Source organism: Archangium gephyra, from assembly GCF_042230915.1.
Classification (GTDB): domain Bacteria; phylum Myxococcota; class Myxococcia; order Myxococcales; family Myxococcaceae; genus Archangium; species Archangium gephyra_B.
Window position 1 is genome coordinate 8,749,229 of the sequence record NZ_CP102578.1, and the last position, 12,547, is coordinate 8,761,775.

Below are 12,547 nucleotides of genomic sequence, written 5' to 3' on the forward strand. Positions count from 1 at the left end.
CTCGGCCGCTCACGAGGAGCGCCGGGACAGCAACTGCTCGGGGACGATGACGAGCACGAGGGTCGTCCCGCCCAGGGTGATCACCGCCTGGTTCTGCAGGACGATCTGCTCGCCGTGGACGACGGCGCCGTTGACGATGGAGCCGTTGCTGGAGACGTCGATGAACGAGGCATCCTCGGCACGGATGAAGAGGAAGGCGTGCTGGCCGCTCACGCGCCCGTCGTCGATCATCACGTCGCAGTCGGCATTGCGGCCGAGCACGTTGCGCCCGGCGCGCAGCGGGTGGACTCGGCCGGGATCGGTGGGGCCGCGGTACTCGAAGAGGGCGCCACGGACGAGCCCCGCGGCGGCCGGGCTCTCGCTTCCCGTCTCCACGATGGTGCGGGCCTTGGGACGCGGCGGGGCGGCGGCCGGGGCGGCGGCCGGGGCGGCGGGAGCGGGCGAGGGAGCCGGCGGCATGACGGCGGGTGCCGGGGCCGGACGCGAGGGCGGAATGGACGCGGCGGCGAAGGGATCGCGCGGGTCGAAGGTGGGCCGGGGCGGGGGCGGATTGGCGAAGAAGTCCGCGCCCCGGTGGGCGGGCGGAGGCGGAGGCGCCGCCGGGTCCGGCTCGAAGACGGTGTGACGCTTCTGATGCGGGTTGGCCGGCTGGGGCGGCAGCGGCGCGGGTGCACTGGCGCCCGGGGCGGGCCTGGGAGGCGTCAGATCCATGCCGCACATATCGCAGTAGGCGGCACCGGCATCGTTCTCGTTCTGGCAGGAAGGACAGCGCATGAGGGGCGGCCACGACTCTAGGGCACGCCCCGGAGGAAACTCCAGCCGGACGAGTCCCCTGGCCCCTACGAACGAGGTGGGCGGCGATTGCAGACCTCGGAGCGGGCTCGCGCGTTCATGCGCCCCATGCGCTCTCGTTCCCCCTGGCCGCGTCCCCTCCCCCTCTTTACGAGTCTGATGTTGCTCCTCGCCGGAGCGTGCCTGCCCGGAGTCCACCGCGGGCCGGAGGCCCCCGAGAAACAGGCTCGGGCCCCCGCGGAGGCACCTCCACCCGAGGCCACCGCTCCTCCAACGCCCTCCCCTGCCCCCCGTGCCGAAGGCCGCCCCTTGGCGTGCGTCCCACGCTCCCCTGCCGTGGCGCCTGAACCGCCACCGCCACCGCCCCCTCCGCCGGAAAAGGCGTGGCTGCTGCTGCAGGTCTACGAGCTGCCCAAGCCGTCCGGACAAGGGACGTCACTCCAGATGCGCCTCTCCACGGCGCAGATGTACGGCTGCCTCGGCTATGAGATTCCAGCGCGACTGAGCACGTCGCCGGGCGAGCTTCGCGTGGAGGTGGGTGGTGTGAAGCTCCAGCCGGGGCCCTGTCCGGCCGCCATCGGCCCCGCGTCCGGCCTGGTCGTCCTGCCCGAGACGGCGCGCGGCACCTTCACGCTGCGGTTGCGGCACGGCAAGCAGGAGGACCAGTACCGGCTGGTGCTCGAGGAGGACCGGATCGAGCTGATCCCGCTCAGTGCCCGCTTCTCCGCGTCGCAGAACCCGCCGGTGCTCCTGCGCGCCCCCGAGGGGGCCCTCCACCTGCAGTGCACCTTCAAGGACTGGGAGAACCGCTGTCGTGAGCATGCGGCGGCGGGCGGAGCCACCTGCGCGACGTTCTTCGCGGATCCGGAGATCGCGCGCCTGGAGCCCGTGGAGCTGAAGCCGGGCGCTTACTCACTCGCGCACTTCAACGACCCCGAGGGGTGCTACGTGCGGGCCCCCGGCGGCGTGGAGGCCCTGGCGCGTCACATCTCCGAGCACTACCGCGACCCGAGCACCTGCCTGTACATCGCCCTCCACACCTGGGAGGGCGGTGGATTCAGCAACTTCTGACGAGGGCGATACCGAGCCGGCCGCACGCCCCCACTGTCCCGCGCCTACTAAGAGGGTGTTAACCAGAAGCAATCAGACGAGGCGGCGGAGCATAAGCCGCATCATGCCCAAGTGGAGGAAGACTTCGGAGGACGCCTCCTACTTTTCTGGAAGGTAACCAGGGGATGGTGCGGCAGCGGACATGCGGCAGCGAAGAAGCAGCAGCAGTCCACGAGCGCAGTGGCCAGACGGATGCACGCAGCGTTAGACGCATGCCCTCCATGACGATGACGCCAACCGTGAACAGTGGGTCACTGCCTATTGCTCCCGTGCAGCATCAGCATCAGTACAACGAACTGCCGATCCGATAACCCCGCCCACCTCTGAGATTGGGGCTGCTGCGGAAGGATGGTACGCACTGAGCCTATTATGAAGGTCCTGCTGGACCCACGCTGCTCGCGTGTCCTAAGAGGGGATGAAGAGGAAGGGTAATAAGATGACCACAGTGTTCACCCCGCAGCACAGCTCGCTGGACAGTCTCTTTGCTGGTGGCACAACCTATCGTATCCCGCCTTACCAGCGACCTTATTCCTGGCAGGCGGTGGGGCGGAGCGACCGGGACAGTCAAGTCATCCAGATGTGGGATGACCTCTGGCACTTCTTCGAAGAAAACCGGGAGAACAATCGCGAATACTTTCTCGGCTCAATGGTGATCATCGAGGAGCGTGACAAGCTGCGAACCTACGAGGTAATCGATGGACAGCAGCGCCTGACCACGCTTGTGCTTCTCTTCGCCGCGATGAGATGCTTCCTACGAGAGGCGGAGAATCACCTCGTGCCAGACGGGGACGATACCATCCGTCGGTGGTTCAGTAAGGCCATTCAAACTCTGGAGTCGTTCACTTATAACGAGGCCAGCTTGGGCTTGGTACCGACCCTGAAACTCAAGGTCGAGAGAACGGTGCTGGGTGATTTCAACCAACTCCTTGAAGCGGCGGTCTCATGTAAGGCGGAGGGCCCGCCTGGGAAACTCGACCCGAAGAACCAGGAAATCGCTGGGCGTTACTTCAAAAACCGTGATTACTTTCACTCTCGCCTCCGGGAGAAATTCTTCGCAGCCAAACCTGCGAGCGTAGAGGAAGTCCGCAAGTTTGATGAGTTTTTCAAATTCCTGCAAGCGCGCGTCGCCATTGTGCTGATCAAGAGTTCTGATTTCACGACGGCCTATCGTATCTTCGAAATCTTGAACAACCGAGGGCTGCCGCTCTCCAGCGTCGATCTGCTTCGAAACTTCGTATTGCAGCGCCTCGATGAGGCGAAGATCCCCAATCCGGATAAACGCTGGGAGCGCCTGGAGGCTGAGTACCCGCTGACGGAGGGCTTCATTGGCCGGTGGACCGAGAGTATCAGCGCCGCCCAACCCAGGATGTCCGCATTCAACGACGTACAAAGCATCTTCGAGCGTGGCTACCGCGACAGTCCGACTGAGAAGAAGATCGAGATCTTCTACCGGGATCTGGAGCAACATCTCGCGTGGTACAAATTCATCGTCAACGCGGAGACGGACATTGAGGACACCGCCATCCGCAACTCGGTGAGTTTCCTCAAGCTCCTGAACAACGAGCGCTACACGTATGACGTTCTGTTGGCACTCTTCCGGCACCGCAAGTACGAGGGCGGTGAGGACACGGAACTCTCTGCATTCCTTCGTACCTATCGCAGCCACGCCCTCTACGTGTATTTGGTGGGTCGCTTCACGAGCCAGAAGAGTTACGCTGCCATCAAACACTTGAACGAGGGGAGACTTGAGCAGGCGCGCCAAGTGTTCGTGTTAAGCGCCCATGAGAAGAAGTCGCTGGTCGACTTCCTGGAAGAGCCAATCGAAAGTAACGAGTACGCAAAGCGCCTGCTTTTCGCCTATGTTTGGCACAGCGAGGAGGCAGGGCCGGATGTAGTGAAGCAGTTCCTTCAGTATGACCAAGCAACTTTAGAGCACATAATGCCCCAGCAGCCTGCCGACGGGACCAACTGGCTTACGGATTTCGATGCGGCCTTCCGCAAGGGGTTTACCTACCGCCTCGGAAATATGACGCTGCTGACCGCCTCCAGGAACTCCGCGAACAAGAACTATGACTTCTCCAAAAAGAAGAAGGTCTATGGTAAAAGCATCCTTGCAATGACTGTGGAGTTGGCAGCGCAGCCTGCATTGACGAAGGAGTACCTGGAGGAGCGTCACCGCCGCATCGTTGATACGTTGCGAGAGGCGTTCCTCCTCAAATAGTAAATACCTTAATCCCCTTCCGGGAAGTCGCCGAAGGGTATCGGGCGTTACGCCATGAGAGGCGGGAGACTTCTCATGGCGTGGCAACCCAGCAAGCTGACACCGCTGTGCATACTCGCTCCAGCTCAACAACCCCTGCGTGTCAGAAGCAGAACGGGACATCGTTTGTCAGGCCCCGCGAACGTGTACCAGCGGATTTCACAACTGCGCATCGAACTCCTCCCATCCCTCCGCCTCCCATGCCAACTGCAGTTCCTGGGAGGAGAACTCATCCACGGATGGCGAAGCCGCCCGGTAGGACTCCGCATCCGAGGAGGAACCGCTTTGCGCGGCGGCTCGGAGCGCGAGCTTCGCAAGGCTCACCTGCTCGTCACGTGAGAGCTTCTGGACGAGCGGCCAGAGGTCCTGGGCGGTAAGAGTCTGGCTCATGGGATTCCCGGCCTCACCGCCCCCGTGCGGCCTTCCGGAGCGGCTCATCGGCGGCGAACACCGACTTGAGCACCCGGCCCGTGGCCGTCTTCAGCCGGGCCACTTCCTGCGGCGTCCCTTCCGCCACGATGCTCCCGCCCGCCTCTCCGCCCTCGGGCCCCAGTTCCACCACGTGGTCCGCCGAGGCGATGACGCTCGGGTGGTGCTCGATGACCACCAGCGTGTCCCCCCGGTCCACCAGCCGGCGCAGGAAGGCGATCAGCTTCGACACGTCTCCCAGGTGCAGGCCCGTGGTGGGCTCGTCGAGTACGTACAGCGTGGGCTCGTGGCGAGTGGACGCGGTGAGCTCCGCAGCCAGCTTCAGCCGTTGCGCCTCGCCACCGGACAGCGTGTTCGAGCCCTGGCCGAGCTGCAGGTAGCCCACGCCCAGGTCGGACAGGCAGGACAGCGGCGCGGCCACCTTGGGTATCGCGTGGAAGACGTCCTTGGCCTCGTCCGCCGACAGGCGCAGCGCGTCGCCGATGGTCAGCCCGTGGTAGCGCACCTCCAGCGTGGCCGCGTCGAAGCGCGCTCCGCCGCAGGCCTCGCACGGGGTGACGACGTCCGGGAGGAAGGACATCTCATGCGAAATAGCGCCCTGCCCCTCGCACGCCGTGCAACGGCCACCAGAGGTGATGTTGAACGAGAACCGCGTGGGAGAGAAGCCCCGCAGCTTGGCCTCGGGCGTGGCGGCGAACGCCCGGCGCAGCTCGTCCCAGAGACCCAGGAAGGTGGCCGGCACCGAGCGCGGCGTGCGCCCGATAGGGGACTGGTCCACGGCCAGCACGCGGCGGATGGCCTCCATGCCCGTGAGCGACTTGAAGGGCCCCGGGCGCGTCGTCACCAGCCCGAGCTTCTCGCGCAGGGCCGGGTACAGCACGTGCCGCACCAGGGTGCTCTTCCCCGAGCCCGACACCCCCGACACCACGGTGAGCCGACCCACCGGGATGCGCAGGTCCACGCCCTTGAGGTTGTTGGCGCGAGCCCCCTTCAGCTCCACCCACTTCTCCGGTGCACCCCGGGCCGTGCCCGCCAGCACCGCGGGCTCCCGGAGCGCGCGGGCCGTGGGAGCATCCTCGACCTGCAGTACCTTCTCGGGCGGGCCCTCGGCGAGGATGCGCCCGCCGCCCCGGCCACCCGTGGGACCCAGCTCCACGAGGTGGTCCGCCGCGCGGATGGTGTCCGTGTCGTGCTCCACCACCAGCACGGTGGAGCCGGTGTCCACCAGCGCGCGCAAGTTGGACAGCAACCGGTGCGTGTCACGCGGGTGCAGGCCGATGGTGGGCTCGTCCAGCACGTACATGGCCCCGGTGAGGCCCGCGCCCAGCTGCGCGGACAGCCGCAGCCGCTGCATCTCTCCACCCGAGAGCGTGGACGCGTTCCGATCCAGCGAGAGGTAGCCCAGCCCCACCTTGTCCAAGAACTCCATGCGCCGCAGCAGCTCCTGCCGGGAGGGCTCGCCGAGCAGCGCCCGGTCCCCGCGGAACTTCCACCCGCGCACCTGCTCCAGCGCGGCGGTGACGGACTGCTGCACCACCTCGTGGTAGCGCTGCCCCTCGAGCTTCACGGCGCGCGGCACCGGCTCCAGGCGCGAGCCCTCGCAGGTGGGGCACGGCTCCGAGCGGCCCTCGGCCAGCGCCTCGGCACCACCCTCCACACCGGTGCCCTCGCAGTCCACGCACCGGCCCTGCTTCGTATTGAAGGAGAACCACCGCGGGTCCATCTCCGGCACGGAGAAGCCGCAGACGGGGCAGGTGCGCTCGCTGGACAGCAGCGTCTCCTTGTTCCCGTTGGAGCGGACCTTCAGGGCGCCCTTGCCCCAGGTGAGCGCCTTGTCGAACACCTCGCGCGGCAGCTTCGCCAGCTTGCCCTGGTACATGACGAGGTCGATATCGTGCTCACGCGACTTCACGAGCTGGGGCGGCTGATCCGTGGAGACCACCTTCCCGTCGGCGATGGCGGTCTCGATGCCCGCACGCGCCGCGGCGGTGAAGACATCCAGGTAGGTGCCCTTGCGCGCGCGCACGGCGGGCGCGAGCACGGTGCCATCACCCTTCATGGCGGTGAGCTGCGCGTAGAGCGCCTCGGCCGTGGTGGCGGCGATGGGCTCGCCGTCGCGCGGGCAGTGGGGCTGGCCCAGCTTGGAGAAGAGGAGGCGCAGGTAGTGGGACACCTCGGTGACGGTGGCCACGGTGCTGGTGGCGCCCGCGCGCGAGGTCCGCTGCTCCAGTGCCACCGACGGGGGAATGCTGCTGATGCGCTCCACGTCCGGGCGCGGCATGGTGGGGAGGAACTGGCGCGCGTACGGCGTCAGCGTCTCCAGGAAGCGCCTCTGCCCCTCCGCGAATACCACGTCGAAGACGAGCGAGCTCTTGCCCGAGCCGCTCGGCCCCGTCACCACCGTCATCTTCCCCAGGGGAATCCGGCAGGACACCTCCTGCAGGTTGTGCTCGCGCGCGTGCTCCACCTCGATGGCGGGAGCCACCTCCACCGCGCCCTTGCCGCGCTTGTCCGGCACCACCGGCGCGGCCAGCTCCCCGCGCAGCGCCGCCGCGGTGAGGCCCTTGCTCCGGGCGAGCTGCTCCGGCGTGCCCTCGGCCACCAGGCGCCCGCCATTGCGGCCACCGCCCGGGCCCAGGTCGATGATCCAATCCGCGCCCCGCATGACGACGAGATCATGGTCCACCACGACGACGCTCGCGCCGCGGTCCACCAGCTCGTGCAACGCGGCGAGCACCTGGCGCACGTCCGCGTCGTGCAGGCCGGCGCTCGGCTCGTCGATGAGGAAGAGCGAGCCCTTGGCCTCACTGGCCAGGGCTCGCGCCAGCTTGAGCCGCTGGGCCTCGCCGCCGGACAGGGTGGACAGGGGCTGGCCGAGGGGCAGGTACCCCAGGCCCAGCCGGGACACGGGCCCTAGGGCGCGCACCAGCGGCTTGTCGCCGGCGAAGCGCGCGAGCACCTCGTCCACCGTCAGCTCCAGCACGTCCGCCACGGAGAGGCCGTGGTGCCGGATGGCCAGCACCTCCTCCTTGAAGCGGCGGCCCCGGCACACCGGACACAGCAGCGACACGTCCGCGAGGAACTGCATCTCCACCGTCTCGTAGCCCTCGCCCGAGCAGGCCTCGCAGCGTCCCTTGTCCACGTTGAAGGAGAAGTGCGCCGAGGTCAGCCCGCGCACCTCGGCCTCGGGCTCGGAGGCGAAACGCTCGCGCAGCCGGTCCCACGCCTTGGTGTACGTGGCCGCGTTGCCGCGCGAGGTGCGCCCCAGCGGTGACTGGTCCACGAAGGTGACGCGCTCCACCGCCTCCAGCCCGTCCACGCCATCCGCCTCGCCCGGCACCTCCACGTCCTTCTCGCCCAGGGCGCGCCCCAGGTGGCGGTACAGCACCTCGTCCATCAGGGTGCTCTTGCCCGAGCCGCTCGGCCCGGTGATGGCGCACAGCACGCCCAGCGGCACGCTCACGGACACGCCCTGGAGGTTGTGCTCCCGGGCGTTGCGCACCACCAGCTCACCCGTGCGCTGGCGCGGCTCGCGCTTCACCTCCCCGACTCCCGCCAGCAGCCGGCCCGTGGGCAGGTCCGCGCGCTTCGCCAGCGCCTGCGGCGTCCCGTCGAAGCACAGCTTCCCACCGTGCTTGCCCGCCCCGGGGCCCAGCTCCAGCACGCGGTGCGCGGAGCGGACGACGAGCGGATCATGCTCGATGACGAGGGCGATGTTGCCCCGGGTGGCCAGCTCGGCCATGGCCCCGGTGAGCGGACCCACGTCGGCGGGGTGCAGTCCCACGGTGGGCTCGTCGAGGACGAAGAGCGCCCCCGTCAGCGACGTCCCCAGGGCCGCGGTGAGGGACACGCGCTGCGCCTCGCCACCGGACAGCGTGCGCGCGGGCCGGTCCAGCGTCAGGTAGCCCAGACCCACCCGCTCCAGGTAGCCGAGGCGCCCGGCCAGCTCGCGGCGCACCAGCTCGCCCTGGCCGGTATGCGTGCGCAGGGCCTCCAGCCGCGCGCGCGCATCGGACAGCTCCAGCCCGTGCCATGCGGACAGATCCAACCCGCCCACGCGCCAGGCCCGCGCGGACTCGTTCAGGCGCGCGCCCTGGCAGCTCTCGCACAGCGTATAGGCCCGGTAGCGCGAGAGCAGCACGCGCACGTGCATCTTGTACGTGCGGCTCTCCATCCACCGGAACCACGCGCGCACGCCCGGGTACGAGCGGCCGCCGTGGTAGTCACCCTCGCCTTCCAGCACCCGCTCCCGCTGCGCCGGGGTGAGCCGCTCCCAGGGCACCTCGGTGGGAATGCCGTGCTCGCGCGCGTAGCGGAACAGCATCTTCCGCTCCCACTCGGACGTCTTGCCCGACCACGGACGGATGGCGCCCTTCTCCAGGCTCAGCGTCGGGTTGGGCACCACCTTGGCCCAGTCGATGCCGATGGTGCGGCCAAAGCCCTTGCACGTGGGGCACGCCCCGGTGGGCGACTGGTAGCTGAAGAGGCCGGGCCGCGCCTGCTCGAACTCGCGCGAACACTTGGGGCACACCAGGCCGCGGCGGATGCGCCGCATGCCCGAGGAGGTGAAGACCACCGCCTCGCCGTTGCTCATCGCCCACGCGGACTCCAGCGCCGCCGTCACCCGGCCGAGCTGCCCCTGGGAGAGCTTCAACCGGTCCACCACCACGTAGGCCACGCCGGCCGAGTCGGTGGCCTCGGCGGGCCGCAGCGACTCCAGCTCCCGCACCTCGCCCTGCACCACCAGCCGGTGGTAGCCGTCCTTGAGCAGCCGGGCGCGCACGTCGAGGAACTCGGCGGTGTCCGCGATGCGCTGGGGGAAGGCCAACACGGCCAGCGCCTCGGGCTCGGCGGCCAGCGCGGCGGTGGCGGCCACGCGCGCATCGGTGCGCACCGCTTCCACCCCACAGGTCGGGCACACGGGCATGGCCTCACGGGTGAAGAGCGCGGACAGATACGCCTCCACGTCGGCCAGGGTCGCCACCGTGGAGCGCGAGCTCTTCACCGGGGCCCGGCGATCCACCGCCACGCCGGCCGCCACGGGCTCCAGGGTGTCCATCGGGGGCCGCTCCAGCCGCTCGAGGAACTGGCGGGCATACGGGCTGAAGCTCTCGACGAAGCGGCGCTGCCCCTCGGCGTAGAGGGTGTCCAGCGCGAGGCTCGACTTGCCGGAGCCGGACACGCCGGTGAGGCACACCAGCTCGCCTTCAGCGAGGTCCACCGACAGGGATTGGAGATTGTGGGTGCGGGCTCCAACGAGGTGCGTCTTGTGCATGGGAGGCGCTGATTTAACGGCGGAAGTCGGGTTCGCCAACGGAATCTGTGACGTGGGACCGGGCAGGCATCCAAGCCCATCTCATACAGTTATTGACGCGTGCCGCGGGCTCATTTCCATTCGGCCCCCTAGGGGCAGGGTGACGATCTAGCCTGCTGCTCCCCCCAACCCCCCCGAGGCCTGCTCATGAGCGGCAGAGTGAACCTGCTCGCACCCAAAGTGCGGATGAATCCCTATCCTCTCTATGCCGAGCTGCGCCGGAGCGCGCCGGTGAGCCAGGTGGATCCAGGCGGGATCTGGGCCGTGGCGCGCTACGCGGACGTCGTCACCGTGATGAAGAATCCCCAGCTCTTCTCCTCGGAGGGCATCCGGCGGACCTACCGCCCGGACTGGATTCCCGACTACCCGATGGCCGACTCCATGCTCGTCATGGATCCGCCGCACCACACCCGGCTGCGCTCGCTCGTCAGCCGCGCCTTCGGGGCCTCGGTGATGACCCGGCTGGAGCCGCGCATCCGGGAGCTCGCCTGGCAGATCGCCGCCGCCATCCCCTCGGGCCGCACGGTGGATTTCGTGGAGGCCTTCTCCATCCGTGTGCCCATCGCCGTGCTCGGCGATCTGGTGGGCATTCCGCCCTCGCTCCATGCGCGGCTCAAGCAGTGGGCGGAGGTGATGACCCAGTTCACCAGCGTGGGCCCGGAGGACACCGGGTTGCAGGAGCGCATCCGCGCCGCGGTGGCCGAGGCCCGCGAGCACTTCGAGCAGGTGGTGGAGGAGCGCCGCCGTGCGCCGCGCGAGGATCTGGTGAGCGACCTGCTGCGGGCGCGCGTGGACGGCGAGGCGCTCACGGCGACGGACCTCATGGGCTTCATGTTCCTGCTGCTCATCGGCGGCCTGGAGACGACCGTGCACCTGCTGAGCGCCAGCGCGCTGAAGTTCCAGGAGGATCCAGCGTTGATGTCACGGCTGCGCGCGGAGCCGGGTCTCATCCCCCGTTTCATCGACGAGATGCTGCGCCACAGCGGCCCGGTGCACGGAGTGGTGCGGCTGGTGACCGACGAGGTGGAGCTCGGCGGCGCGCGCATTCCCCAGGGCTCGCGGGTGCTGCTGCTGATGGCCTCGGCCAACCGCGACGAGACTCAGTTCGAGGCTCCGGACCGCTTCGATCTGGAGCGCCCCGGTCCGCAGAACCTGCCCTTCGGCCATGGCGTCCACTTCTGCCTGGGTGCCCAGCTCGCGCGGATGGAGGCCCGGCTGGCCCTGGAGGCGCTGCTGGCCCGCTTCACCCGGCTGACGCTCGGAGAGGAACCGGCGCGGTGGAACATCTCGCTGGTGATGCGCGGCCCCACGCTGCTGCCGCTCGCGGCGCACACGGACTGAGGACTAGCATGCGCGCCTCTCCTTCTTCCCAGAAGAGGCAGCACGATGAGCCGAGTGAACCTGCTGGCCCCCGAGGTCCGGGCCAATCCCTACCCCGTCTATGCCGAGCTGCGCCGCAACGCGCCCGTGAGCCAGGTGGACCCGGGTGGGCTGTGGGCCGTCACGCGCTACGCGGACGCCACGGCCGTCCTGAAGAACCCGCAGCTCTTCGCCTCCGAGGGCTTCCGCCAGGCCTACCGCCCGGCCTGGTTCACCGACTACCCGCTGTCGGACTCCATGCTCGTCATGGATCCGCCGCACCACACCCGGCTGCGGGCGCTCGTCAACCGCGCCTTCGGGGCCTCGGTGATGACCCGGCTGGAGCCGCGCATCCGCCAGCTCGCGGAGGAGACCGCCGCCGCGCTGCCCACGGGCCGGTCCGTGGACTTCGCCGACGCCTGGTCCGTGCGCATTCCCCTGGCCGTCATCGCCGAGCTGCTCGGACTGAGCCCCTCCATCTACCCCAGCCTCAAGCGGTGGGCGGACACCTTCGGCTCGTTCACGGGCATCGGGCCCCACGACACCGAGCGGCAGGAGCACATGCGGGCCACGGCGGCCGAGGCACGGCAGCACTTCCAGCAGGTGCTGGAGGAGCGCCGCCGCGAGCCGCGGGATGACTTGATGGGCGATCTGCTGCGGGCGCGCGTGGACGGCGAGGCGCTGACGGACGCGGAGTTGATGGGCTTCATGTTCCTGCTCGTCGTGGCGGGCATGGAGACGACGGTGCACCTGATGAACCACTCCGCCCTCCGGCTCCGGGACGAGCCGGAGCTGATGGCGCGGCTGCGCGCGGACCGCTCGCTCATCCCCCGCTTCGTCGACGAGATGGTGCGCTACGAGCCGCCGGTGCACGGCATCTTCCGGATGACCACGCAGGAGACGGAGCTCGGCGGCGTGCGGCTGCCCAAGGGCGCGCGGCTGCTGGTGGTGCTGTGCTCGGCCAACCGCGACGAGGCGCAGTTCCCCGACCCGGACCGCTTCGACCTGGAGCGCGGCGGGCCGCAGAACCTGCCCTTCGGCCAGGGCATCCACTTCTGCCTGGGCGCCCAGCTCGCGCGGCTCGAGGGACGGCTGGGCACGGAGGCCCTCGTCACCCGGTTCTCCCGCCTGTCGCCCGGGGATGGGCCGGTGCGGTGGAACTCCTCACTGGTGGTGCGGGGCCCGCTGTCCCTGCCGCTCGTGGCCCACCCGGCCTGAGTCCTCGGACCCCCGGCCGGATACCCCATGACCGCCCCGGGCCCACCGGGGCGGCCCCCCCTCGG

The 12,547-nt window shown here is 68.9% G+C and carries 7 protein-coding genes; 4 read left to right on the forward strand and 3 right to left on the reverse strand.

Annotated features, from left to right (window positions below; all coding sequences use genetic code 11):
* Positions 1 to 9: 9 nt before the first annotated feature.
* On the reverse strand, positions 10 to 774 hold the full coding sequence (locus NR798_RS34245; protein ID WP_375766741.1) for an FHA domain-containing protein: 765 nt from the start codon (positions 772 to 774) through the stop codon (positions 10 to 12).
* A 354-nt stretch (positions 775 to 1,128) separates the two neighbouring features.
* Between NR798_RS34245 and NR798_RS34250 the strand changes: the two genes are divergently transcribed.
* The gene (locus NR798_RS34250) at positions 1,129 to 1,863 is read left to right on the forward strand and encodes a hypothetical protein (protein WP_375766742.1); all 735 of its coding nucleotides are present in this window, start codon (positions 1,129 to 1,131) and stop codon (positions 1,861 to 1,863) included.
* A 475-nt stretch (positions 1,864 to 2,338) separates the two neighbouring features.
* Positions 2,339 to 4,123 (forward strand): DUF262 domain-containing protein, encoded by a 1,785-nt coding sequence (locus tag NR798_RS34255; protein ID WP_375766743.1) that lies wholly within the window; start codon positions 2,339 to 2,341, stop codon positions 4,121 to 4,123.
* Positions 4,124 to 4,321: 198 nt separating this feature from the next.
* On the opposite strand, the gene NR798_RS34260 is transcribed toward NR798_RS34255, so the two are convergent.
* Together NR798_RS34260 and uvrA are read right to left on the reverse strand one after the other, a co-directional pair.
* Positions 4,322 to 4,552 carry a hypothetical protein gene (locus NR798_RS34260; RefSeq protein WP_375766744.1) on the reverse strand — a complete coding sequence of 77 codons (231 nt, stop codon included), beginning with the start codon at positions 4,550 to 4,552 and terminating at the stop codon, positions 4,322 to 4,324.
* Positions 4,553 to 4,565: 13 nt separating this feature from the next.
* Positions 4,566 to 9,866, reverse strand: a complete 5,301-nt coding sequence (gene uvrA, locus NR798_RS34265) for an excinuclease ABC subunit UvrA (RefSeq protein WP_375766745.1) — start codon at positions 9,864 to 9,866, stop codon at positions 4,566 to 4,568.
* 225 nt (positions 9,867 to 10,091) lie between these two features.
* On the opposite strand from uvrA, the gene NR798_RS34270 reads away from it, so the two are divergent.
* Positions 10,092 to 11,246, forward strand: coding sequence for a cytochrome P450 (locus NR798_RS34270; RefSeq protein WP_375766746.1), 1,155 nt, complete (start codon positions 10,092 to 10,094; stop codon positions 11,244 to 11,246).
* A 45-nt stretch (positions 11,247 to 11,291) separates the two neighbouring features.
* Positions 11,292 to 12,482, forward strand: a complete 1,191-nt coding sequence (locus tag NR798_RS34275) for a cytochrome P450 (protein WP_375766747.1) — start codon at positions 11,292 to 11,294, stop codon at positions 12,480 to 12,482.
* The last annotated feature ends 65 nt before the right edge of the window (positions 12,483 to 12,547 follow it).

Coding starts and splice junctions, on each gene's coding strand:
- NR798_RS34245 (WP_375766741.1), bottom strand. CDS start 774: ATGCGCTGTCCTTCCTGCCAGAACGAGAACGATGCCGGTGCCGCCTAC.
- NR798_RS34255 (WP_375766743.1), top strand. CDS start 2,339: ATGACCACAGTGTTCACCCCGCAGCACAGCTCGCTGGACAGTCTCTTT.
- NR798_RS34260 (WP_375766744.1), bottom strand. CDS start 4,552: ATGAGCCAGACTCTTACCGCCCAGGACCTCTGGCCGCTCGTCCAGAAG.
- uvrA (WP_375766745.1), bottom strand. CDS start 9,866: ATGCACAAGACGCACCTCGTTGGAGCCCGCACCCACAATCTCCAATCC.
- NR798_RS34270 (WP_375766746.1), top strand. CDS start 10,092: ATGAATCCCTATCCTCTCTATGCCGAGCTGCGCCGGAGCGCGCCGGTG.
- NR798_RS34275 (WP_375766747.1), top strand. CDS start 11,292: ATGAGCCGAGTGAACCTGCTGGCCCCCGAGGTCCGGGCCAATCCCTAC.